Annotated in this window: 21 protein-coding genes; 2 read left to right on the top strand and 19 right to left on the bottom strand. The window is 60.0% G+C overall.

What is annotated here, in order from left to right; translation table 11 throughout:
• The 4 genes from O6929_11890 to rplM all read right to left on the bottom strand — a co-directional run.
• On the bottom strand, positions 1 to 225 hold a 225-nt coding region (locus tag O6929_11890; GenBank protein MCZ6481089.1), incomplete at its 3' end, for a bifunctional ornithine acetyltransferase/N-acetylglutamate synthase.
• Positions 226 to 297: 72 nt separating this feature from the next.
• A complete protein-coding gene (argC, locus tag O6929_11885; protein MCZ6481088.1) occupies positions 298 to 1,341 on the bottom strand; it encodes an N-acetyl-gamma-glutamyl-phosphate reductase in 1,044 nt (347 codons plus the stop codon).
• 78 nt (positions 1,342 to 1,419) lie between these two features.
• Positions 1,420 to 1,815 (bottom strand): 30S ribosomal protein S9, encoded by a 396-nt coding sequence (rpsI, locus tag O6929_11880; GenBank protein MCZ6481087.1) that lies wholly within the window; start codon positions 1,813 to 1,815, stop codon positions 1,420 to 1,422.
• A gap of 5 nt (positions 1,816 to 1,820) precedes the next feature.
• Positions 1,821 to 2,261 carry a 50S ribosomal protein L13 gene (gene rplM, locus O6929_11875; GenBank protein MCZ6481086.1) on the bottom strand — a complete coding sequence of 147 codons (441 nt, stop codon included), beginning with the start codon at positions 2,259 to 2,261 and terminating at the stop codon, positions 1,821 to 1,823.
• A 311-nt stretch (positions 2,262 to 2,572) separates the two neighbouring features.
• On the opposite strand from rplM, the gene typA reads away from it, so the two are divergent.
• Positions 2,573 to 4,402: a translational GTPase TypA gene (gene typA, locus O6929_11870; protein ID MCZ6481085.1), complete on the top strand. Its 1,830-nt coding sequence runs from the start codon at positions 2,573 to 2,575 to the stop codon at positions 4,400 to 4,402.
• Between the two features lie 104 nt (positions 4,403 to 4,506).
• Here the strand turns inward: typA and O6929_11865 are convergent, their stop codons facing one another.
• From O6929_11865 to O6929_11850, 4 genes are all read right to left on the bottom strand, one after another.
• A complete protein-coding gene (locus O6929_11865; GenBank protein ID MCZ6481084.1) occupies positions 4,507 to 5,271 on the bottom strand; it encodes a type III pantothenate kinase in 765 nt (254 codons plus the stop codon).
• A gap of 326 nt (positions 5,272 to 5,597) precedes the next feature.
• Entirely contained in the window at positions 5,598 to 6,410 is an 813-nt protein-coding gene (locus O6929_11860) for a biotin--[acetyl-CoA-carboxylase] ligase (GenBank protein MCZ6481083.1), read from the bottom strand.
• Positions 6,400 to 9,210 carry a valine--tRNA ligase gene (locus O6929_11855; protein MCZ6481082.1) on the bottom strand — a complete coding sequence of 937 codons (2,811 nt, stop codon included), beginning with the start codon at positions 9,208 to 9,210 and terminating at the stop codon, positions 6,400 to 6,402. Before O6929_11855 ends, O6929_11860 begins: the two co-directional genes overlap by 11 nt.
• Positions 9,211 to 9,290: 80 nt before the next feature.
• Complete coding sequence (locus O6929_11850; GenBank protein MCZ6481081.1) at positions 9,291 to 10,280, bottom strand: response regulator; 990 nt, start codon at positions 10,278 to 10,280, stop codon at positions 9,291 to 9,293.
• Positions 10,281 to 10,492: 212 nt separating this feature from the next.
• On the opposite strand from O6929_11850, the gene O6929_11845 reads away from it, so the two are divergent.
• Complete coding sequence (locus tag O6929_11845) at positions 10,493 to 11,407, top strand: branched-chain amino acid transaminase (protein ID MCZ6481080.1); 915 nt, start codon at positions 10,493 to 10,495, stop codon at positions 11,405 to 11,407.
• Positions 11,408 to 11,474: 67 nt separating this feature from the next.
• On the opposite strand, the gene O6929_11840 is transcribed toward O6929_11845, so the two are convergent.
• From O6929_11840 to O6929_11790, 11 genes are all read right to left on the bottom strand, one after another.
• The gene (locus O6929_11840; GenBank protein MCZ6481079.1) at positions 11,475 to 11,663 is read right to left on the bottom strand and encodes a hypothetical protein; all 189 of its coding nucleotides are present in this window, start codon (positions 11,661 to 11,663) and stop codon (positions 11,475 to 11,477) included.
• The gene (locus tag O6929_11835; protein ID MCZ6481078.1) at positions 11,650 to 13,068 is read right to left on the bottom strand and encodes a class II fumarate hydratase; all 1,419 of its coding nucleotides are present in this window, start codon (positions 13,066 to 13,068) and stop codon (positions 11,650 to 11,652) included. The genes O6929_11840 and O6929_11835 overlap by 14 nt, the downstream gene beginning before the upstream one ends.
• A 12-nt stretch (positions 13,069 to 13,080) precedes the next feature.
• A complete protein-coding gene (locus tag O6929_11830; GenBank protein MCZ6481077.1) occupies positions 13,081 to 14,067 on the bottom strand; it encodes a radical SAM protein in 987 nt (328 codons plus the stop codon).
• A 107-nt stretch (positions 14,068 to 14,174) separates the two neighbouring features.
• Positions 14,175 to 15,011: a DUF3891 family protein gene (locus O6929_11825; GenBank protein MCZ6481076.1), complete on the bottom strand. Its 837-nt coding sequence runs from the start codon at positions 15,009 to 15,011 to the stop codon at positions 14,175 to 14,177.
• Positions 15,012 to 15,049: 38 nt separating this feature from the next.
• Complete coding sequence (locus O6929_11820; protein MCZ6481075.1) at positions 15,050 to 15,820, bottom strand: dienelactone hydrolase family protein; 771 nt, start codon at positions 15,818 to 15,820, stop codon at positions 15,050 to 15,052.
• A 212-nt stretch (positions 15,821 to 16,032) separates the two neighbouring features.
• Positions 16,033 to 18,003, bottom strand: a complete 1,971-nt coding sequence (locus O6929_11815; protein MCZ6481074.1) for a sodium-translocating pyrophosphatase — start codon at positions 18,001 to 18,003, stop codon at positions 16,033 to 16,035.
• A gap of 136 nt (positions 18,004 to 18,139) precedes the next feature.
• A complete protein-coding gene (locus O6929_11810) occupies positions 18,140 to 18,409 on the bottom strand; it encodes a hypothetical protein (protein MCZ6481073.1) in 270 nt (89 codons plus the stop codon).
• Positions 18,410 to 18,419: 10 nt separating this feature from the next.
• Positions 18,420 to 19,829: an amidophosphoribosyltransferase gene (purF, locus tag O6929_11805; protein MCZ6481072.1), complete on the bottom strand. Its 1,410-nt coding sequence runs from the start codon at positions 19,827 to 19,829 to the stop codon at positions 18,420 to 18,422.
• Between the two features lie 58 nt (positions 19,830 to 19,887).
• Positions 19,888 to 21,054, bottom strand: a complete 1,167-nt coding sequence (gene alaC, locus O6929_11800) for an alanine transaminase (GenBank protein ID MCZ6481071.1) — start codon at positions 21,052 to 21,054, stop codon at positions 19,888 to 19,890.
• A 111-nt stretch (positions 21,055 to 21,165) separates the two neighbouring features.
• On the bottom strand, positions 21,166 to 22,860 hold the full coding sequence (argS, locus tag O6929_11795) for an arginine--tRNA ligase (protein MCZ6481070.1): 1,695 nt from the start codon (positions 22,858 to 22,860) through the stop codon (positions 21,166 to 21,168).
• A 160-nt stretch (positions 22,861 to 23,020) separates the two neighbouring features.
• Positions 23,021 to 23,408 (bottom strand): polymer-forming cytoskeletal protein (locus O6929_11790; GenBank protein MCZ6481069.1); only part of this gene is annotated, 388 nt, incomplete at its 5' end.

Raw genomic sequence — 23,408 nt, 5'->3', positions numbered from 1 at the left:
GATCGCAGACAGGCGCCCCCCCTGCATGCGGCGCTGGCACCAGAGGACCGGTGCGGCCTTGACCCGGTTGGTCGTGAAGACACCCGCCACCAGGCTTGAATCCGCTGCCCGGATCAGGGCCAAGTCAGGCTTTGCCTTTTTAATCCCGCAATGGACACCCGCGGCCCGCACCCCACGGACAGCCGTAATCCCCCCTTGGAGCTCTTTGAAATGTTCACGGTTCATAGTTCATAGTTCACAGGGTAAATTCGAATTTCGAATGTCGAATTTCGAAATTCCTCTGTCATCGGATTACGTCTAAGGAAAGAGGGGAGGAGCCGCCAGTCCGAGAGTCTCCTCGAAGCCAGCCATGAGATTCATCACCTGAATCGCCTGCCCTGCCGCCCCCTTGACCAAGTTGTCGATCGCCGTGATGACGATGGCCCTGCCAGTTCGCGAATCCACGGTGAGCCCGACATCGCAATAATTAGAGCCCCAAACCTGCTTCGTCTCAGGGAAACTCCCAGGGGGAAGGACCCGAAGGAAGGGTTCTCCCTTGTACGCTTGGACGAAGAGATCATGCAACGTCTCCACCTCCACAAGGGAGATGAGCGTGGCGTAAATCGTGCTCAAGATTCCTCGGGTCATGGGGGACAGATGCGGGACAAAAGAGATTGCGATCTCTTTTCCCGCCACCCGGGAAAGCTCTTGCTCTATTTCAGGGGTATGGCGGTGGGAGGCTACCGCATAGGCCTTGAAGTTTTCGTTGGCCTCGGAGAAGTGAAGCGGCAAGTCGAGTTTCCGCCCAGCTCCGGAGGTTCCCGAGGCCGCATTCACAATGATCGAATCCGGGTCAATGCGTCCCGCACGCATCAGAGGGAGCAGGCCCAGGAGAGCGCCCGTTGGATAACAACCCGGCACGGCCGCGAGACGGGTCTGCCGGATGGCCTCCCGATAAAGCTCCGGGAGCCCATAGACGGCTTCGCCGAGGAGGTGCGGAGCAGCGTGAGTCGCCTGATACCAGTGTTCGTAGGTCTTGGAGTCCTTCAGACGAAAGTCCGCGCTGAGATCGATAACCCGGCACCCCGCATCAAGAAGGGAGGAGACTGGAGCGGCGGATGCCGTATGTGGCAAGGCCAGGAAGACGATCTCGGCCACGGAAGCTAACCGTTCAGGCTCCAACGGCTCGAAAGAAAGATCCACAAAACCCGTAAGGCTGGGGAAGGCGGCCACCACCGGCTTCGCGGTATAGGTTTCCGAAGTGACCGCCACCAACTCCACGCCGGGATGGGGGACGAGGAGACGGAGGAGTTCCGCGCCAGCGTAACCGCTCGCCCCAACGACGGCCACCTTTCGCTTCATCACGTAGCCTTCCCTCTCCCAGAGACAAAAAAAGGAAGGTCACCCGAGTGACCTTCCCCTGTTCCACTCAAGCTCCTTCTACCGTTTGGAGAACTGGAATCGCGCCCGGGCACCCCGCTGTCCGTACTTCTTTCGCTCCTTGATCCGAGAATCCCTGGTGAGGAGACCCGCTTTTCGAAGGGTAGGGCGGAGCCCCCCATCGACCACCAGGAGGGCCCGAGAGATGCCATGCCGAATGGCCTCAGCCTGTCCCGTACTCCCACCACCCCGAACGTTCGCAATCACGTCATACTTTCCTTCAAGACCCGTGAGCTTCAGGGGCTGGGCAATAACCATGCGAAGGGTGGCCCGGCCAAAATACTCTCCCAGCGGCTGGCGGTTGACGACGATCTGTCCCTCCCCCTCTTTGAGTCGGACCCTCGCCACTGCGGTCTTGCGTCTGCCTGTCCCGTAATAGGTCGCGGCAACTGTCATAGGTCTCACCGAATCTCTAATGGAACGGGTTTCTGGGCCTCGTGGGGATGTTTCCCCCCAGCGTACACCTTCAGCTTCCGGTACACCGCATCCCCCAGCTTGGTCTTGGGAAGCATCCCCCGGACCGCGTATTGGATTAACCGCTCGGGATGACTCTTCAATAAGGTACCTGCGGCGGTCGCCTTGAGCCCTCCGGGATATCCCGAGGCGCGGTAATACATTTTCTGCTTCAACTTCTTTCCGGTCAGAAGCACCTTTTCGGCGTTTACGACGATCACGAAGTCGCCTGTGTCCACATGGGGAGTGAACTGAGGCTTCCGCTTCCCCCGCAGGACCATTGCCACTTCAGTCGCCAGTCGCCCCAGGACCTTTCCCCGTGCATCCACGAGATGCCAGGACCGCTGAACCTCTCCTGGTTTTGCGCTATATGTCCGCCCAGCACCCATGCGAATCACTCCTGCAACTTGTACTTAACCGAGCTATTCTAACAGCATTTTTTCCCTTGTCAACCCAATGCATAGGCCGGGCGCTCATGCACCGCCTCCGCCGGGGAAGGAGTGTGCCGGCGCTCACGGCCCCTTGAACTTACAACGGTAACATGTTACGTTTAGAAGGGCCGAAGTGTACCCTTCGGCCTTTCTTTACTTCCCTCCTGGAGCTTTCCTGCGAGCCGGACACACCCGGCGGAAGCTGACAGGTGGAATTCTCCTGAGAAGCGACACTGGAGGTAGCAGTGAAAGGACAAGCAGCGGTACACGTGCAGACGGACCGGAAAGAACTCAAAAGGAGAGAGGACGTCCGCAACCTGGCCATCATTGCCCATGTGGACCACGGCAAGACGACGCTCGTGGATGCCATGCTCTGGCAGAGCGGCATCTTCCGCGACAACGAGTCAGTCGTGGAGCGGGTCATGGACTCCATCGACCTGGAGCGGGAAAAGGGCATCACCATCATGGCCAAGAACACCGCCATCGTCTACCACACGACCCACATCAACATCGTGGACACTCCGGGTCACGCCGACTTCGGAGGCGAGGTCGAGCGCACCCTCAACATGGTTGATGGGGTACTGCTGCTAGTGGACGCCAGCGAGGGGCCCCTGCCCCAGACTCGCTTCGTGCTCCGCAAAGCCCTGGAGGCCAGGCTGGTCCCCATCGTGCTGATCAACAAGATCGACCGCGGCGACGCCCGACCGTCAGAGGTCCTGGACGAGATCTACGATCTCTTCATCGATCTCGATGCCACGGAGGAGCAGCTGGAGTTCCCTGTCTACTACTGCAATGCCCGCAAGGGCATATGCCGCACCAGTCCCGACGGCAAGGACACGCCCCTCACCCCTCTCTTCGAGGAGATCCTGCGTACCATACCGGCCCCCACCTACGAGCCCGACAGCCCCCTTCAGTTCCTGATTACCACCCTGGGCTACGATGATTACGTGGGCCGCCTGGCCGTGGGCCGGATCTTCAACGGCCGCCTCTCCAAGGGGCAGGCCGTAGCCCTCTGCCGCCTCGACGGCCAGGTGGTGTCCTCCAAAGTCACCGGGCTTTACGGGTACGAGGGCCTGCGCCGGATCGAGATTGCGGAGGCCGGACCCGGTGACATCGTGGCCGTGACCGGGATCGAAAGGGTGAACATCGGTGAGACCCTGTCTGCGGTGGAAGACCCCAGGCCCCTGCCTCCGATCCATGTTGATGAGCCGACGATCGCCATGCTCTTCTATGTCAACAACTCACCCATGGCGGGCCGCGAGGGACAGTATGCCACCTCGAGGAAGCTCCGGGAACGGCTGGACAAGGAGGTGCTGTACAATGTCTCGATCCGGGTCGAGGAGACCGAGTCACCCGACGTCTTCTCCGTCTCAGGTCGGGGCGAGCTCCAGATGGCCATCCTTATTGAGATGATGCGGCGGGAGGGCCACGAGATGGCGGTCGGCAAGCCGCAGGTCCTCACGCGTTCCATCGACGGCGTCCTCCACGAGCCCATGGAGCAATTGCTCATTGATTCTCCCGAGGAATTCATCGGTGCCCTGACCCAGAAGATGGGTCCCCGCAAGGGACACATGATCCAGATGGTCAACCACGGCAGCGGCCGGGTGCGCCTCGAGTTCCGAGTCCCCTCCCGGGGCCTGCTCGGCTTCCGCACCGAGTTCTTGACCGAGACCAAGGGCAGCGGCATCATGCACCACCTGTTCGATGGCTACGAGCCCTGGCAGGGGAACATCGCCCACCGCTTCACCGGCACCCTGGTGGCAGACCGACCGGGGCGTGCCACCGCATACGCCATCGAGCACCTCCAGCCCCGGGGTACCCTCTTCATTTCCCCCGGCGAGGAAGTCTACGAGGGTATGATCGTCGGGGAACACTCCCGGCCCAACGACCTGGACGTGAACATCACCAAGGAAAAAAAGCTCACGAACATGCGCTCGTCCACCGCCGACGAGATGGCGCACCTCGCCCCGCCTCGGCGGCTCAGCCTCGAGCAGACCCTCGAGTTCATCCGCGAGGACGAGTTGGTGGAGGCCACACCCCACGCCTTCCGGTTGCGCAAAAAGGTCTTGCGGGCCGGCCAGCGCAAGCGGAAACCTTGACGCCGAACCACCGCCTGAATGCGAGGTGGTGAGGAGGGTGAGGGGTCAAGTCGCTGGTTGGCGGAAGCTCCGAAGAGCGGGCGAGACAATTCTGGATCTTCGTCTCAGCGGTTCCGGTCGAAGAGGATCTGTAGACCCTTCAGGGACAGGAGGGGGTCGATCCGGCTGACGGTCTCTGATTCGGGCAGGATCAGATGGGCCAAGCCACCCGTGCCGATAACCTCGGGTTGCCGCTCCATCTCTTTGACCATGCGGCGCACAATTCCGTCCACGAGACCAAGATATCCATAAAACAGACCGGCTTGGATACTCCCAACCGTGTTCTTTCCAATCACTATTTTGGGGCGCACGATCTCGACCCGTGGCAACTTGGCCGCCCGCTCAAAAAGCGCCTCGGCCGATATCCCGACCCCCGGCGCGATGACTCCGCCAAGGTACTCCCCCTTTGACGAAATTGCATCAAAGGTGGTGGCGGTCCCAAAATCAACCACGATGGCGGGACCACCATAGGTCTCGTAGGCCGCAACGGCGTTGACGATACGGTCTGCCCCCACCTCGCGAGGGTTATCGTAGAGGATTGGCACCCCGGTCCGGATCCCAGGCCCGACCACTAAGGGAGTCACCTGGAAATAGCTGCTGGCCAACTCTTCAAAGACGGGCTGAAGCGGCGGAACGACCGAGGCAATAATCAGCTCGGAAACCGCTGACCGAGGAACTCCCACCACCTCGAAGAGGTTTTTCAGGAGAATCCCATACTCATCACTCGTCTCATCCCGCCGCGTGCCGACCCGCCAATGGTGTACGAGCTCCCGTTCCCGGAAGAGCCCGAGCACGATGTTCGTGTTTCCAATGTCGATCGCTAAGAGCATAGTTGATAGTAGAGAGTTGAGAGTCTAGAGATTAGAGTTAAGGGTATATAGTTCAGCGTTCACCGTTCACGGCTTAAGGTCCGAGGTGCGACGTCCGATGTGCCCAAGAGACAAGAGAGAGGAGGGGGTTCCTTCCGAGGCAGGCGACATCTGGCTTGCGTTGGTTCCGAAGGCATTCGGAAAGCGCAGCGCAGGCGGGGGTGGCCCACATTGGCGAATGAAAACGCCTAAGCATGCGTACCGCTGCCCCGGCGCATCACGTCCTCGGAGAATTTGGCGCCGCCGAGGAAGGTCCCTCCGAGCTCTTGGTTGGCGGTCATCCTCGGTCATCGGATGCTGACCTCACCTGACATGAGATCGCGAATCTCTCCACCTGGCAAGCGGATTCGAAGGGACCCATCCTGGTTGATCGCCTCGGCAAAGGCCTCATACTGTTCCCCGCCGGTCTCGACCCGCACCCATCGTCCGAGTGTCCCGGACAGTGCACTGAGCCGGGTCAGAATCGGCTCGCGCCACCCCTTGGCAAAGCGGAGATACCAGGCGTCCAGATGCCGGTAGAGTGACCGAGCCACCTGCAGTCGGGACACAGGCTTACCTGCAGCCAATGCAAGCGAGGTTGCCGACGTCTGAAGGGCGGCTGGAAAGTCCGCAAGGGTGTGGTTGCAGTTGATGCCAATTCCAACGACCGCGTAATTGACCTGCTCCCCTTCCGCCTTGACCTCCACGAGGATTCCAGCAACCTTTCTCTCCCCGAGGAGGAGGTCATTAGGCCATTTGATCTGCGGGGCGACAGCAGGTTCCGCCTCGGCAATGGCCTCGGCCAGGCTCACCGCGGCAACCTGACTTAACAGCGAGGCCTCACCCGGTCCCACGCGTGGGCGAAGGAGGATAGAAGTCCACAGACCCAAATGGGGTACCGAGTCCCAGTGTCGTCCCATACGACCTCGGCCTGCCGTCTGGGTCTCTGCCACCACCACTGTTCCCTCCGGTTCTCCCTGCTCTGCCAGCTCTACAGCCATGGTACTCGTGGACGCGACTTCCGGATAGACGAGAATGCGGCGTCCCACGACCCGGGTCCCGAGTTGGTCAGACAGGGCCTCTGCGGAGAGGCAATCCCCGTATCCACTCTCAACGCTCATCCCGCAGCATCGTGAGGTGCCTCCGGAGTTTTTCCTGGGTCTCTTGGAGAGTACGTTGGTTCTCCCGCTCTTTGGCCACGACCTCCGCCGGGGCCCGGGCGAGAAATTCCGCGTTGCTGAGCTTCCGGTTCACCCGCTCAAGCTCCCGGTCGATCTTTTGGAGTTCCCGGTCGACGCGCCCAGTTTCTGAGGCAATGTCGATGACTCCTTCAAGAGGAACGTAGATCTCCATTCCGGCGGTCACGGCCACCGCTGACACACGCGGCCTCTCAAGGGTCCGTTCTTTGCGCAGCTCCTGCACCCGCGCCAAGTGCCGAATGTAGGCTTCGGTGCTTTCGAGGAGCGACTCCTCTTCCTCGCCTTCGACCTTCACCAGGACGGTGAGCCAGGTATTGGGTGGAATCCGGGCCTCGGACCGGATGTTCCGGATGCCCCGGATCAGCCCCATGACTCGCTCCATCTTCCGCACGGCCTCAGGATCCACAAGGGATGAATCGGAAATGGGCCACTTGCTCACCATGATGCTTGGCGCATGACCGTTCGAGCGGGGCAGGCGCTGCCAGATGTCTTCGGTGATGAAAGGCATGATGGGATGGAGGAGCCTGAGCGTCACCTCGAGCACATGGGCGAGAAGGAGACGACCGGTCTCGGCTGCTCTCGAATCCTCCGAGCTCGTAAGCCTGACCTTGACGAGCTCAAGGTACCAATCACAGTACTCGTGCCAGAGGAATTGATAGATGTGGGAGGCAGCATCGCTAAACCGATAATTCTCCAGTGCCTCGGTTACCGACGCGATCACGTCCTGAAGGCGGCTCAGGACCCATCGATCCGCAAGATCCGCAGGGGAAGGCAACTTTCCTCCCCGCAGAGCATCCGCATCACCCTCGCTGAGATGCATGCTCACAAACCGATAGGCATTCCAGATCTTGTTGCAGAAGTTGCGATATCCTTCAATTCGTTCTTCGGATAACCTGATATCGCGACCCGCGGCGACCAAGGCGCTCAGGGTAAAACGCAAGGCGTCAGCCCCGTACTCCTCGATTACCACGAGGGGATCGATGACATTCCCCTTAGATTTGGACATCTTTTGTCCTTCGGGATCCCGGACCAGGGCGTGGATGTAAACCTGCCGGAAGGGGACATCCCCCATGCACTTCAACCCCATCATGATCATTCGGGCCACCCAAAAGAAGAGGATGTCAAAGGCGGTAACCAAAACTGTCGTGGGGTAAAAGACCTCGAGCTCCTTGGTGTGTTCCGGCCAGCCTAACGTAGAGAAGGGCCAAAGGGCGGAGCTAAACCATGTATCGAGAACGTCGGGGTCTTGCAACAGGTCCGCACCTTTGCAGCGTGGACATACCTTGGGCTTCTCCCGTGCCACGATCGGTTGGGCTCCCGGCAGGATGGTATAGGTCACATCCGTGATCTCCGGAGCGGGACCTCCTTCCCGCGTCGCAGCAACGGCGCGCCCTGTCTTTATGATGTGTTCCGCATCGCAAGTCAGGCAGTACCAGGCCGGGATCTGGTGCCCCCACCAAATCTGGCGAGAGATACACCAATCTCTAATGTTGTGCATCCATTCGAAGTAGTTCTTTTCCCACTGGGCAGGGACGAAGCGCACACGGCCTTCCTCCACCGCCCTGATGGCCGGTTCCGCCAACGGCTTCATACGGACAAACCATTGCGGGGTGAGGTACGGCTCGACAATCGTCTGACATCGGTAGCATCGCCCTAACGCATGCCGGTATGGCTCCTCTTTGATCAGGAGACCTTCCCGCTTGAGATCCTTTAGCACCATTGTACGCACGTCGAACCGGTCTCGAAGGACATAATGGGCGAGACGGCTCCGGGCCTTGTCATCGGCACCAGTCAGAAATTCATCATTGAGCCTCCCGCTTGGTTGAAACGTCGCGATCGGTTTCAAGTCATGTTGCTTGCCGATTTCGAAGTCGTTGAAGTCATGGCCCGGCGTAATCTTCAGCGCTCCGGTGCCGAACTCTTGAGACACATACGAGTCCGCAATGACCGGGATCCTCCGGCCTACCAGAGGGATGATCACCTCCTGGCCGATGGCTTGTGCGTACCGAGGGTCCTCCGGGTTTACCGCAACCGCCGTATCAGCCAGCATCGTCTCTGGTCGCGTCGTGGCCACCACGACTCCAGCCGTTCGATCGGCCACGAATGGATAACGGATGTACCACAGGCGGCCATCCACTTCTTCATGCACGACCTCGATGTCGGCCAGGGCCGTTTCGCACCGAGGGCACCAGTTGACCAGCCGCTCTGCTCGGTACAGCAACCCATCCTCCCACAGACGGACGAACACCTCCAGGACCGCCCGCTCACGAGGACCGTCCATGGTAAAGGATTCTCGGGCCCAGTCACACGATGCCCCCAACCTTTTAAGCTGATCGATGATGGTTCTTCCCGACTGCTCCCGCCACTTCCAGACTCGCTCCACAAAGGCGTTTCGCCCGATCTGCTGCCGGGTCCGCCCCTCCCCCAAGAGTTGCCGTTCCACCACGTTCTGTGTGGCGATCCCTGCATGATCGGTCCCCGGCATCCAGAGAGTGTTATGCCCCAGCATCCGTTGCCATCGGATCAAGACGTCCTGGAGGGTATTGTTCAAAGCGTGTCCCATGTGGAGGGAGCCGGTGATGTTCGGTGGCGGAATCACGATGGTGTAGGAAGATTGTAGGGAGTCCAGATTCGCATGGAAGAAGCCCTCACGCTCCCACAGAGCGTACCAGCGGGGCTCTACATCCCGAGAATCGTACCCTTGGCGGTTCTTCTCGACCATTCGTGCCTGTAGTGCCTGCAGAGAAAAAATTCGGGGTGTAAGGATATTATACCCTCACCACCCCGAAAAGGTAGGAACTTTTACTTCTTTCCTTCGACGAGATCCCGGATCCGTTGGATCTCCTGGGTGAGCAGCTGTTCGGCGAGATCGGGGACGACTTCCCAGAGAAGTCGCTCAATCTGTTGGAGGAGGTCTGCCCGAATTTCCTGGACAATGTGGGTGGCAACCTGCTCCGACACCTGGCGCGCGAGGGTCTCGACCATGTCGGGCGGGAGCGTCACGGGCCCTACCGGTGCTGTTGGTACTTCCTGAACTGGTCGAGGGCTTGGCACTACATCCGCAGGCTTTTCTCCCACGGTCTGGGTTGCCGACGTCCCAAACCCGACGGCAGCTGCCATATCCTCAATCGCCAGTTCTCGCTCGGGAGCCGCCGACGGCTGCGCATCTTCGTGCAGCACGTGTTCCATGGAAAGCTCTGCTCCCTCCGTCGAGGAGAGGTCGTAGGTGAGGATCGACCCTTCCGATGGTCCCTCGGCCACTATCTCCAGCGGGGCCTCCTCTCCCGTCACCCCCGCGGGTATCTTGATCTCTTCTACCAACATCTCTTCTTGGGACTGCATAACGATGGGCGTCTCTCCTGTTTCCACGGCCACTTCTTCCTGCAGACGGGGAGCTGCCGCTTCCCCAGCGACGGCCGCGGGCGCCCCAAGCAGCAGCTGCTTCACTTTCCCAATGAGCACCTGGGATTCAAAAGGCTTAATGACAACGTCGGTGGCCCCAGCCTGGCGCGCCGCTGCTTCGTCCACATTCCCCGAGACCCCTGCCATCAGGATAATTGGGACATCTTTCAGCTGAGGGTCCTGTCGGATGGCTCCGCAGAGTTCCTGACCCGATTGGCCGGGCATAGAGTGGTCAATCAGCATCAGGTCCGGCTTCACCTCCCGAGCCTTCTGCATGGCCTCATCACCACTTCGAGCCTGGACCAGCTCCACATCCTCCCGGCTCAGGGTGAACTCGACCACCTTCTGAATGGTAGCGCTATCGTCCGCGACCAGGATCCGGGCACCCATGCACTACTCCTTTTTTGTACCGCACAAACCTGAGGATCGCTCGGAAACGACTTGCAAGGTGCGTTCCAACTGTCTAAATTCAATGAAGAGACGCTATCCTCCTCCCCCTGTCTTGTCAAGCGCTTTTTGGCTTGACTTTATCCCTGCGTCCTCGTTACCTTACTTCTCCCGAGATACCTCACGGCCATTCGGAAAAATCAGGGGGTGTGCCAATGCCGCCCATCGCATTTATCAACAATGCGTTTGTCCCAATCGACGAGGCCAAGGTCAGCATCCGCACCAATGCGCTCCATTACGGCACCGGTATCTTCGAGGGTATTCGCGCCTATTGGAACGCTCAGCACAAGCAGCTCTTCGTCTTCAAAATGGCGGAACACTACGAGCGCCTGCTCAACAACTGTCGCGTCCTTCGACTCAAAGTGGGAAAAGATGTCAAGGAGCTTTGTGACATCACCTTGGAACTGGTCCGGAAAAACGAACATCGAGAGGATACCTACATCCGACCACTCGCCTACATCAGCTCTGAAGGCCTGGGACCCAAGCTCATCGGGTATGAGACGGGCTTTGCCATCTACACGCTTCCCCTGGGGGACTATATCGATACATCCACAGGGGTCAAGGTCGGCTTCAGCTCCTGGCGGCGGATCAGCGATAATACGATTCCGGCCAGATGCAAGGTGACTGGGGGCTACGTGAATTCTGCGTTGGCGAAAACAGAGGCACTGGAGCAAGGTTTCGATGAGGCGATCTTTTTGACTCAGGACGGTTTTATCTCTGAAGGTTCGGCCATGAACATCTTCCTGATCCGAGACGGAAAGCTGATGACCCCGGATAGGTCGGCCGATATCCTGGAGGGAATCACTCGAGAGGTCCTCATCGAACTGGGTCGCGAAGAACTTGGTCTCGAGGTGATTGAACGTGCCGTGGGACGGTCAGAGCTCTACCTCGCTGACGAGGCCTTTCTCTGTGGAACCGGGGCCCAGGTTTCTCCGATCATTGAGGTGGATCGCCGCGCCATAGGCAACGGCAAGATTGGGCCCCTCACCGCAAAGATCCAAGAGCTGTATTTCCGCGTCGTCAAGGCAGAGCACCCGAAATATCAGCACTGGTGTGCTCCCGTCTATTAGTTCACAGTTCAGAGGTCACGGTTCACAGATAAAGACAGAACCCCCCTTCCTCTGCCGATCCTGGCCGCTACTTTTTCCCTGAAATCCACCCGGCCCAGAAGATGCCGAAGACTCCGATCCAGAAGATGATGCCCCCCAGAGTGGGAGAGATCGGGATGAGGATCGTGCCCACCACGAATCCTCCGTACCCGATGAGGAAGCTGAGCACCGTCGTTCGGTCTCGTCCCTGCTCCCGGGGAACGTCACTTCTCGCCATGGCCTACAATCCCTCGCTCCGTCATGCCCCAAGGATCCAGGATCCGCTTCAGCTCCTCCTCGGGAAGGATCTGGTGCTCTAACGCCACCTGCCGTATCGTCTTGCCCGTTTCATAGCTTTCCTTGGCAATCTTCGCCGCCGCATCGTACCCGATGACGGGGGCGAGAGCGGTGCACATCGCGAGCGACTGCTCGATCAGCTCGGCACACCGAGCCTCATCGACGCGGATACCCGCGAGACACTTGTCTACAAAGATCCGGGAGACACTCCCGAGCAGGGCAATGGACTGCAAGAGATTATGGGCCATGACCGGCATCATCGTGTTGAGTTCAAAGTAGCCGCCGTAGCCTCCGACGGTTATGGCGGCATCGTTGCCGATCACCTGCGCCGCCACCTGGATAACGGCTTCCGAAATCACCGGATTGACCTTGCCAGGCATGATCGAGGAGCCGGGCTGGATAGCGGGGAGGGAGATCTCGCCGATGCCACACCGCGGACCCGATCCAAGCCAGCGGACGTCATTGGCAATCTTCGTCAGGCTTACCGCCACGGTCTTGAGCGCCCCACTCGCCTCGACGACTGCATCCAGGCTCCCCTGGGCCGCGAAATGATTCTTGGCCTCGGCGAGCGGGAGCCGCGTCATCTCGGCCAGGTACCGAATGACGCCACCGGGAAAATCCGGATGCGTGTTGATACCCGTGCCCACGGCGGTGCCGCCCAGGGCCAGTTCCGCCAATGAGGGGCGGATCTGTTCGACCCGCGCAACGGCAAGCTCTATCTGTCTGGCATAGCCGCCGAACTCTTGCCCCAGCCGAACAGGGGTTGCATCCTGCAAGTGGGTCCGGCCAATCTTGACCACCCGGTCAAATTCCGCAGCCTTCATAAGGAGGGCCTCGTGGAGCTTACGTAGGGCGGGAAGGAGTTCTCGCTCCACCACTTGTAACGCGGCCAGGTGGATGGCAGTCGGAATCACATCGTTCGACGACTGGCCCAGATTCACATGATCGTTGGGATGGACAGGACTCTTGCTGCCGATCTGGCCCCCCAGCAGTTCGATGGCCCGGTTAGAAATCACCTCGTTAGCATTCATGTTCGTCGAGGTACCAGAGCCGGTCTGGAAGATGTCAAGGACGAACTCCCCATCCAACTTTCCCTCCACCACCTCCTGCGCGGCTTGGATGATGGCTTCGGCGATCTTCCGATCCAAGAGCCCGAGGTCGAGGTTCACCCTCGCTGCACAGAGCTTGATCATCCCCAGCGCTTGGATAAAGTCCCGGGGGAACCGGATCCCGCTCACAGGAAAGTTCTCCACAGCTCGTTGCGTCTGCGCCCCGTAATAGGCTTTGGCGGGAACTTTCACTTCCCCCATCGAGTCCCGTTCGAGACGATACGTGTCCCCGACCATCGCTCACCTCCCTCAATTGAACCGCACTTGTTGGATGCGGAGGCGAGGCGTGATGCTGTGGCGTGTATCAAATCGGGTAAGCCCCTCCTCACAGGCCACGTGGATCGCTTGCTGACATTCCTCTGCCGTAGTACGGCGGTTGATTTCCGAGTACTTTTCTGGACCCACCTGTCCTGCGGGACGATATTGAGCCATGATATTGACATAGGTGCGGGGCGAAACATCCCGAGCCAGGAATCGCATCACATTTCGGGTTCCGGCCAAGTCCCCTGGCATCACCAAATGCCGCACTAACAACCCCCGCCGGGCTAGCCCGTCCTCGTCGAAGGTGAGGTCCCCCACCTGCCGGTACATCTCTGTGATGGCCGCCCTGGCAGCCTCCGGATAGTCTTTGGCCTTCATGAGTCGCTTGGACACGTCGGGGTCCCAGAACTTGAAGTCGGGCATATAGATGTCGACGACCCCATCCAGGTGCCGGAGGCTCTCCAGCGAATCGTATGCACTGGTGTTATAGACCAGAGGCAGTCGCAGGCCCATCCCGACTGCGAAGGGGAGCGCCTCCAAGACTTGAGGAACCACATGCTCTGGCGTCACAAAATTGATGTTGTGGCAGCCCTTCTCCTGAAGCTCGAGCATCATCTCCGCGAGGCGTTCCGGACGGGTCTCTTTCCCCTGCTCCTGCTGACTGATATCGTAATTCTGGCAAAAGACGCAACGGAGGTTACACATCGAGAAGAAAATGGTCCCGCTGCCGTTCCAGCCGCGAAGGCAGTCCTCTTCGCCAACATGGGCGAAATAGCTCGACACAGTGGCGTACCGACCCGTCTTGCACGCCATCTTTTCGTCCTGAAGGCGATTGATCTCGCAGTTGCGGGGACAGGCGGTGCAGCACTCCAGCATCTTGACGGCCTGCTCCGCCCGGTGCTCGAGTTCGCCGGACCGGTACAGGGCCAGGTAGCTCGGCTCAAACCGAGTTCTTGCACCAATCCCTGAAAGCATATTCTCTTCCCTCATCCCTTCTATAGTATGCCGCAGCCAGCTCCCCCGCGCAAGGCAGAGCTCGCCCGGCCCCCGACCCCACCTATACCCCCTCCTGGAGGGCGCCCCTATGCCGGCCTGAAGCAAAACGACAGGTGTATGGGATCGGCCCTTTCCAGATGGATGCGAAGCTCCTCCCGAGAGGTAAAGACCTTTTGACGGAGGATCCGGCCTGGGACGGCCACCGTCACGTCAGGCTGCGAAAAGGGATAGGGACTCACCGCAACGGTATCCTTACTGACCGGCTCGAACTGCACGGAAAGGGAACGGCCCCCACCCAGAGCCGGCACCTGATCGATAGTGAAAGGCTCGCAAAGCCCACAGCACAACTCGAGCGAAACGAAATCACCCACCTGAAGGAGGCGGAAGTTGGCTTTGCATTCGACCTGGAGCTCCTCGCGCTTCCGCTGTGACTCGGCCATGACTGCATCAAACAGCGCTATCCGAAGCTGTTCCATCTCGAAAATGAACGCGCGAAGCCTGGCCGCCTCCGTGTCGGGCCACTCCTCTCCGAGAAAGCGGTCACCTTCCTGGCCTTCGTGCGGTCTCGAGGCCTTCTCCAGCCGGCGACGTGCCAGGCTCGCGGCGTGGAGGGCAAGAATGAGAGAAGCGTACGGGTGAGTCTTTCGATGACGCTCGGTCCCACGACGCCAAATAGCACTGAAAGGCTCGAAACGAAGTTCGTTGAACTGCAGCGGATAGCCGGTTTCGGGGTGAATCTCGGCGGCCCGCTCCCATTCGTCCCAGCCGTTGTCATGCTCCGAGATGGCGAAAATCACCTCTGCCTCCGGGGTCGGGGAGGCGAAGGTCTCATTTCCCCACCGGGCCATCAGCGCTCCGGACAGCTGAGCATGATCCATCTGGCTGATCACGACCCAGCCGTTGTCGTATGGCCGTCGGATCACATCCGCTACCTTCGGGAAGGAGGTCCAACCGAAAGCCCTTATGGCTTCAGGAATTTTGCGAAGAAGGCTACCGTCTGGTTCCACGAATCGGCAGCCGCCGCCTTCCGATACGAGGGACGTCCAGGATTGGCAAAGGCGTGTCCCGCACCGGGATAGATATGCATCTGGGTCTCTTTGTCGAGTGTCTTCATGGTTCGGTCAAAGGCCCGGACGGCCGACGGGGGAATGCCTCGATCATCCTCGCCAAAGAGCCCGAGCACGGGCGCTCCTATCTGATCCAGAAGATTCTTATCAGTGGCCAGGCGGCCGTAGTAAATGACGCAGGCGGCGAGATCCGGTTGGTGAATGGCTAAGGTCAAGGAATAGCCGCCTCCCATGCACCAACCGATCGACCCGATCCTGTCCCCGCGCACATCGGGACGGCCCCGCAGGTAAGCTACCGCGGCTTTCAGGTCCCGAATCGCTCGGTCCTCGGGAACTCCTCGCATGAACTCGTGGGCTTCCATAGGGTCCGCAGTCACCCTGTCCCTGTACAGATCCACTGCGAGGGTCACATAGCCCTCGCGGGCCAGCTTTTCGGCCATGCCCTTGATCTGCGTGTTCAGCCCCCACCACTCGTGAATCACCACCAGAGCCGGGAAGGGTCCTCTAGCAGCCGGCCTCGCGAGGTATCCCTGCACCTGTTCCGCGCCACTCTTGTAGGTGACCGACGACGTCTCGACGCGCACCGCACCCCACAGCGGCACGGTGGCCCCTACAAAAATGAGCAGTCCGAGGAACCATGGTCGTTTCCGAAACAATTCGCTCATCAGTCTCTCAGAACAGCTATTATCTCTCCGCAATCAGCAGTCGGCTGCTGTGTCCTATTGATGGCCTCAGATTATTTGCTGACGGCTGACAGTCGGGAGTTCACGGTTCACAGGCTATTGGTGGTTGGTAATCGGTGATTGGTGAAAACCACCAGCCACTAGCCACTGGTCACCAGTCACTTTCTTGTCAACGGTCAGTAGTTGGGTCGGCGCTAGATGATGAAGAGGGGGGCAAAGATCACTGCCACTTTCCCCACGAGCTTGATTAGGATGTTGAGCGAAGGGCCGGCAGTGTCTTTAAAGGGGTCCCCCACGGTATCGGCGATGACTGCTGCCTTGTGCGCCTCGCTCCCCTTCCCGCCCAGGTGACCTGCCTCAATGTACTTCTTCGCATTGTCCCAGGCCCCGCCAGCGTTGGCCATGAAGACCGCCAAGCAAAAGCCGCTGAGCAGCGCCCCCATCAACAGGCCGGCCAGCGACTCGACGCCGAGGAGCAGCCCCATGCCCACGGGGACCACGATGACGAGCATCCCCGGCAGCAGCATGGAGCGGAGCGCCCTCTTGGTGGCGATGTCCACGCAGGAGACGTAGTCAGGCTTGGCCGTCCCCTCCATGAGGCCCGGAATCTCCTTGAACTGGCGCCGGACCTCAGCAACCATGTCGAAAGCGCCGGTTCCGACGCCCCGCATTGCGAGGGCGCTAAAGACGAATGGGAGGAGAGCCCCGATGAACAGGCCGGCCATCACGTTCACGTCGGTAAGACTCACCGACTCGACGTGGGTAACCTTGAAATAGGTCGCGAGCCAGGCAAGGGACGCCAGCGCTGCCGATCCGATGGCAAAGCCCTTGCCGACGGCGGCCGTGGTGTTCCCCACCGAATCCAGTGCTTCACAGCGCTCGCGGACTTCCCTCCCCAGGCCGGCCATCTCAGCGATGCCCGCCGCGTTGTCCACGATGGGCCCGTAGCAGTCAATGGCCAGCACGCTCCCCAGCGTGACCAGCATCCCCATTGAGGCAATGGCGATCCCGTACAGGCCGGCCAACTGGTACGAGCCTACCGTTGCAACCGCCACGAGCACCACGGGGGGAATGACGCTCATCATCCCGACGGCGAGCCCCTCGATCAGCGTGGTGGCCGCCCCTGTCTGGGCGGCCCGGGCTATGCCGATGACGGGCGCTTTTTCAGCGGTAAAGTATTCGGTCCCGATTCCAATACCAGTGCCAGCAACCAGCCCCAGGACCAGCGCCCAAAAGACGTTTAAGCTCCCCAGGTATAACCACACCAATATCAATGACCCGAGGATGGCGAGGATATTGGAAACGTAGAGCCCGGCGTTCATGCTGCGTCGGGCCTGGGAAGCCTGGGCTTCGAAGGACCCGGCCACCTCGGGGGGACGGACAAACAAGGTCCCCACGATGGAGGAGACGATGCCGACGGCCGCGAGATACATCGGCAGGAGTACCCCTTGAATGCCGAACGCGGTGCCCAGGACCATCGAGGCTGCAACCGCTGACACGTACGATTCGTACAGGTCCGATCCCATTCCGGCGATGTCCCCCACGTTGTCGCCCACGTTATCAGCGATGACAGCGGGATTGCGGGGATCGTCTTCCGGGATTCCAATCTCCACCTTCCCCACCAGGTCTGCGGCGACATCAGCGCTCTTGGTAAAGATTCCCCCGCCCACCCGGAGGAACAGGGCCACCGAGGACGCGCCAAAGGCATACGAGAGCCAGACCTTTTCGTTGCCCGAGAGCAGATAGACCAACCCCAGTCCGGAGAGCCCCAACCCGACCACGTAGAACCCCATGACCCCCCCGCTCGAGTACGCGGTCTTCAGTGCCATGGCATAGCTGCTCACGGCGGCGTGGGCCGTGCGAGCATTGGCCCGGGTGGCGATGGACATCCCGAGGTAGGCAGCCAGGGCCGAGCTGAACGTCCCGAACACATAGGCCGAGGCACCGCCCCACGAGACGACGAATCCGAGGATGAAAAACATCCCTACGGCGATGAAGATGAGCCAGCGAAATTCGCGGGCGAGGAACGCCCGGGCTCCCTGGCGAATGGCGGCAGAGATCTCCACCATCAGGGGTGTCCCTTCCGGCTGTTTCATGACGTACGATGAAAGATAGCGAGCATACCCCAAGCCGATCAGCCCTGCCACCACCGCCACCATGCCCATCGGAGTCCTCCCTTCCGTGATCCAGACACACCGCTGAACGTCCCCGGTCGGGGGCCTGCGCCTCATCCGATCCGGGGAGACACTAGCCTCGTCCTCTTCGGAAAAGTGTTGCGGAGGGTGATGCGGGAGGTACTGCTTACCAGATCTTGGACGGTATTCCCTGCCTGCCCTTGACCAAGATATCGACCAAGGCCAGTTCAAAGTAATTCGCTTCCTGGGATACGGCAGAGTCCACGTGCTTTTCATAGTACCGACGGGCGATATCGATATCGTCGGCCAAGATATCAAAGACCGTATCCTCTTTAATCCCCTCGTCGATCTTGGCCTGATTGTACAGCACAATATCGGCCACGATCAGTCGCGCCAGCCGCTTCGCCCGCTCGTGTGTATCCGTTGATACCGCCATCGTCTCTCCTTTACTCGTGTTGCAGAAAGAGGTTCATTTGCCGGCTTCTTTGGCCCGGAAATTCCACCGGATATTGGCCAGTCCAACACGCCATACAGTACCCGTCATCCTTGCCCACGGCCGCCATGAGACCCTTCAGCTCGAGATAGGCCAACGAATCGGCCGCGATGTACCGCCGGATCTCCTCGACGCTGTGCGAAGAGGCAATGAGTTCGCGGCGGGTCGGCGTATCGATCCCGTAGTAGCACGGCCACTCCGTGGGTGGGGAGCTAATCCGCATGTGAATCTCTCGGGCCCCGGCCGACCGAAGCATATCCACGATCTTTCGGCTGGTCGTCCCCCGCACAATGGAATCATCCACCACCACGACCCGTTTTCCCTCCAGGACCTCACGAACAGCGTTCAGCTTCACCTTGACCCCAAAGTGCCGGATGGAACCCTTGGGCTCGATGAAGGTCCGGCCTACGTAATGGTTTCGCACCATGCCCTGCTCGTAAGGAAGACGTGCTTCTTGGGCGTACCCCAAGGCGGCATAGATGCCGGAGTCCGGGACCGCGATCACGATATCGGCATCGGTGGGCGCCTCCTGGGCCAACCGGCATCCCAGCTCTTTCCGAACTCGGGAGACGTGCTGGCCGTAAATCAAGCTGTCGGGACGGGAAAAATACACATACTCGAACATACACATCGCCGGGATCGCCGCTGGGAGAGGGAAGAAGGAGTGCAGCCCCGTCTCGTCGATCAGGACAAACTCACCGGGTTCCACATCGCGAACGAAGGTCGCCCCAATCAGATCAAAGGCACAGGATTCCGACGCCAGCACGTACTCGTTTTTGAGCTGACCCAGAGAGAGGGGGCGAAAGCCTCGAGGGTCACGAATTCCGAGAAGCTGCGTCTCGTTCATCAGGACCAAAGAGTACGCCCCCTGAAGCTGGGCTAACGCCTCGGCGGCCGCATCGACCAAGCTCCCCGCCTGGGATCGGGCGACGAGATGGAGGATCACCTCGGTGTCGGATGTGGAACTAAAGACGGACCCTTGCGCCTCGAGTTCCGCCCGGACCCGTGCGGCGTTGACCAGGTTGCCATTGTGCGCCAAGGACAGCGGGCCTCGACGCGTGCCTGCGAGAAACGGCTGCGCATTCTTGAGTTGACTCGAGCCGGTGGTGGAATATCGCACATGGCCAATGGCGCTATGACCCGGGAGCCTCCGGAGGCGCGCCTCACTAAAGACATCGGCCACGAGGCCCATCGCCTTCTCGACGTGGATTGCCTTGCCGTCGGCACAGGCGATCCCCGCCGACTCTTGACCCCGATGCTGCAAGGCGTACAGACCCAGATAGGTCAGATTAGCTGCCTCTGGGTGCCCATAGATACCGAAGACTCCGCACTCGTCTCGGAACTTGTCTGGCTGCTCGCTCATGACCTCACTATACCCAACGCCCTCTTGTCTGACAAGAGACAATGACGTTTTCCCCCTTTTAGAGGGCCCGCTTGATCCCCTGAAGGGCCTGGCGAGTCCGGTGTTGGTTCTCCACGAGGGCAAAGCGAACATACTCGTCCCCCAGATCGCCGAATCCGATCCCGGGAGAGACCGCCACCTTGGCCTTATCCAGGAGAAACTTCGAGAACTCCAAGGACCCCATGGGCCGATAGGCCTCGGGGATCTTGGCCCAGACAAACATTGTCCCTAGGGGTTTGTCGCACGGCCAGCCGAGCCGGTTCAGCCCGTCCACGAGGACATCGCGGCGGGCCTTGTACGTTGCGACAATCTCCCGAACACAATCCTGCGGGCCGTTCAGCGCAATGATGGAGGCAATCTGGATCGGCTGGAAGTGGCCGTAATCGAGATAGCTCTTGATCTGGGCCAAGGCCGCGATGATTTGGCGGTTCCCGACGGCGAATCCAACACGCCACCCAGGCATGTTGTAACTCTTGGAGAGGCTGAAGAATTCCACTCCGACATCCCGTGCCCCTGGAACCTGCAGAAAGCTCGGCGCCTGGTACCCGTCGAAGGTGAGGTCGGCATAGGCGAGGTCGTGGATAATTATCAGGCGATGGGCTTTCGCGAACTCCACCACCCGGTGAAAGAACTGCAGGTCCACGACCTGGGTTGTCGGGTTGTGGGGAAAGCTGAGGATCAGGAGCTTGGGTGGGGGCCAGCAGCTCTTGTAAGCCTCCTGCAGCTTTTCGAAGAAGTCAATCCCGGGTCCCAGCGGGACGTTCCGGACGTCGCCGGCGGCAATGATGATCGAGTAGGCGTGAATCGGATACGTGGGACTCGGGACAAGCGCCACATCCCCCCGTTCTACGATCGCCAAGGCGAGGTGGGAAATCCCCTCCTTCGCCCCGATGGTGACAATGGCCTCGGTCTCGGGATCGATTTCCACTCCGTACCGGCGGCGGTACCAATCGGCGATGGCCCCTCGCAGCTTGGTGATCCCGCGCGAGACCGAATAGCGATGGTTTTTAGGATTCCGAGCCGCCTCACAGAGCTTGTCCACGATATGCTGGGGCGTCGGCTGATCCGGGTTTCCCATGCCGAAATCGATAATATCTTCGCCTTGCGCCCGTGCCTTGGCCTTCAGCTCGTTCACGATGCTGAAGATATAGGGGGGCAATCGTTTCATTCGACCAAATTCATTCATGTCCCCCCCCCACTCGGTTCACAGTTCACGGTTCATGGTTCACGGGGTAAATTCGAATGGCGAATTTCGAAATCCCTCGGTCAACGGTCGTCGGTCATCGGTCTGCGAGCGTCACATGCGATCGGGTGCCGCCACTCCCAGGAGCCCCAAGCCGCTAGCGAGCACCGTCCGAATTGCCGAAACGAGCGCGAGGCGCGCCCGGCTTAGGGATTGATCCGGATTAATGATCCTAACCTTATTGTAATAACTATGCAACTCCCCTGCCAAATTTTGCAGGTAGGCGGGAATCCGATGCGGCTCGTACGCAACAGCCGCCTCCTCCACCACTTCGGGATAGAGTGCGAGCTGCTTCAAAAGCGTCAACTCCTCGGGCAGATCCAGCACGTCAACGGGCGCATCATGGTAGGGACCTGGGAGGCCGGCCTTTTCCGCTTCCCGAAGGACGCTGGACAGACGGGCGTAGGCATACTGGACATAGTACACCGGGTTCTCGAGTGTTTGGGCCTTGGCGACCTCCAGATCAAAGTCGAGCGGGCTGTCCGAGCGGCGCGTAAGGAAGAGGAAACGGGCCGCATCCTTCCCGACCTCTTGAATGACCTCGGCCAATGTTACGAACTCCCCACTGCGCTTTGACATTGGAACCGGTACCCCGCCCCGAAGGACCGAAACCATCTGGACCAACACCACATGAAAGTCCTCGGCCGGATACCCCAACGATTGTAACGCGGCCTTGACCCTTGGGATGTAGCCGTGGTGGTCAGCCCCCCAGACATCAACCAAGCGATCAAACCCCCGCTCGAACTTATCCCGATGGTAAAAGCAATCGGAAAGGAAGTACGTGGGCTCGCCATTCGCCCGGATGAGAACCCGGTCCTTGTCATCCCCGAAGGCGGTTGTGGCCAGCCAGATCGCCCCATCCCGCTCATAGACGTGCTGGCCATAGAGATCCCGGATCGCTTGCAGTAGCCCAGCCCGGTCCTTCGGATCCCACCTGCTGGGCAACCCTTTCTCACTGAACCACGAGTCGAAAGAGACCCCGAACCGGTCCAGATCTCCTTGCAGCTCCTCGAGCATGAGGCGGGTCGCACACTCGCCAATAACCGGAAGTGATTCCTGATCCGGGAGATCCAGAAACTTTTCTCCATACTCTTCCCGGACCTTCGCCGCCAGGTCCCTCACATACTCGCCGTGGTATCCCTCTTCGGGAAAGCACACGTCCAAGCCATAGCTTTGCCGGTAGCGCGCGAGGACCGAGCGGGCCAGCATCTCAACCTGCGTCCCGGCATCATTGATGTAAAACTCCCGTTCCACAGCGAAGCCGGCGGCGGTCAACAGATTGGCCAGGCTGTCTCCTACCGCTGCCCCGCGGCCGTGGCCAACGTGGAGGGGCCCGGTGGGATTGGCACTCACAAACTCGACCTGCACTTTTTTGCCTGCGCCGACCTGGCTCTGACCATACTGCGAGCCCGCCTCGAGGACTTCGGGACCGACGCGCTGCCAAAAACCTTTCGTGAGGAAAAAGTTGAGGTAGCCCGCACCTGCGACCTCGGTTCGTTCTACGATGTGGGGATCGGGATCGAGGCCGCGCCGGAGAATTTCCGCTATATCCCGGGGCTTGCGGCGGAGCGAGCGGGCCAGGGAAAAGGCAACCGGCGTTGCCAGATCTCCAAAGGTGGACTCGACCGGATATTCCCAGATCACCTCGAGTCCCTCGACCGGCCCCACCTCGCCTGCCTCCGTTGCCTCTCGCAGGGACTTCCGCAGATCCTCGGTGACCTCCCTCTTGAGTTTGGCCAGTTGCGTCATTTTTGCCCCGCTGAATACTGGCGAAATGTATCTGATATTTCGCACCGGGTCAATAAAAAGTGCAGTAAAGTAAGGTGGATGGCGGCCGGGCTAGGGCGTATATGGTGAGCGGAAGGGGTCCATGTCTGGGCACCCTCCTGAAGGACCTGGCGATCTCGGACTACTCAGGGAGTAGAGTCGATGATGGGTGTTTCTGAGGCTCGAGAGCCGGTTCGCTCTGTTCAGCCGTTATGTGCAGTTGTCCATGGAGGACGGCGCCGGGCTCGACCACCAGTTGTCCCGTCGTCACATCTCCCTTCAAGTTACACGAGGCACGGAGCGTCACGCGACCTTGGATCACGACATCTCCTTCGACGCATCCGGCGATGTCCGCTTCCCCAGCCTTGACCCCACCATGCACTTTAGCCTGTGGACCAATCTGGACGATCCCGTCCAGCTCGATATCGCCCTCGACTTCTCCGTGACAGACGAGGTCGCCGGTCCCGCGAACACTGCCCACGAAGCGGAGGCCACTGCCCAGAAAGTTGGAGTTCTTCTCCTCACGCCGG

It is taken from the genome of Candidatus Methylomirabilota bacterium, from assembly GCA_027293415.1.
In the GTDB taxonomy this organism is placed as follows: domain Bacteria; phylum Methylomirabilota; class Methylomirabilia; order Methylomirabilales; family CSP1-5; genus CSP1-5.
Note: the sequence above shows the minus strand (reverse complement) of the source record. Positions and strands in the feature narration are given on the sequence as shown.

Coding starts and splice junctions, on each gene's coding strand:
- purF (MCZ6481072.1), bottom strand. CDS start 19,829: ATGAGCGAGCAGCCAGACAAGTTCCGAGACGAGTGCGGAGTCTTCGGT.
- argC (MCZ6481088.1), bottom strand. CDS start 1,341: ATGAAGCGAAAGGTGGCCGTCGTTGGGGCGAGCGGTTACGCTGGCGCG.
- O6929_11865 (MCZ6481084.1), bottom strand. CDS start 5,271: ATGCTCTTAGCGATCGACATTGGAAACACGAACATCGTGCTCGGGCTC.
- argS (MCZ6481070.1), bottom strand. CDS start 22,860: ATGACGCAACTGGCCAAACTCAAGAGGGAGGTCACCGAGGATCTGCGG.
- O6929_11835 (MCZ6481078.1), bottom strand. CDS start 13,068: ATGGTCGGGGACACGTATCGTCTCGAACGGGACTCGATGGGGGAAGTG.
- O6929_11830 (MCZ6481077.1), bottom strand. CDS start 14,067: ATGCTTTCAGGGATTGGTGCAAGAACTCGGTTTGAGCCGAGCTACCTG.
- rpsI (MCZ6481087.1), bottom strand. CDS start 1,815: ATGACAGTTGCCGCGACCTATTACGGGACAGGCAGACGCAAGACCGCA.
- O6929_11810 (MCZ6481073.1), bottom strand. CDS start 18,409: ATGGCGGTATCAACGGATACACACGAGCGGGCGAAGCGGCTGGCGCGA.
- O6929_11840 (MCZ6481079.1), bottom strand. CDS start 11,663: ATGGCGAGAAGTGACGTTCCCCGGGAGCAGGGACGAGACCGAACGACG.
- O6929_11820 (MCZ6481075.1), bottom strand. CDS start 15,820: ATGAGCGAATTGTTTCGGAAACGACCATGGTTCCTCGGACTGCTCATT.
- O6929_11815 (MCZ6481074.1), bottom strand. CDS start 18,003: ATGGGCATGGTGGCGGTGGTGGCAGGGCTGATCGGCTTGGGGTATGCT.
- alaC (MCZ6481071.1), bottom strand. CDS start 21,054: ATGAATGAATTTGGTCGAATGAAACGATTGCCCCCCTATATCTTCAGC.
- O6929_11845 (MCZ6481080.1), top strand. CDS start 10,493: ATGCCGCCCATCGCATTTATCAACAATGCGTTTGTCCCAATCGACGAG.
- rplM (MCZ6481086.1), bottom strand. CDS start 2,261: ATGGGTGCTGGGCGGACATATAGCGCAAAACCAGGAGAGGTTCAGCGG.
- O6929_11860 (MCZ6481083.1), bottom strand. CDS start 6,410: ATGAGCGTTGAGAGTGGATACGGGGATTGCCTCTCCGCAGAGGCCCTG.
- O6929_11855 (MCZ6481082.1), bottom strand. CDS start 9,210: ATGGTCGAGAAGAACCGCCAAGGGTACGATTCTCGGGATGTAGAGCCC.
- O6929_11850 (MCZ6481081.1), bottom strand. CDS start 10,280: ATGGGTGCCCGGATCCTGGTCGCGGACGATAGCGCTACCATTCAGAAG.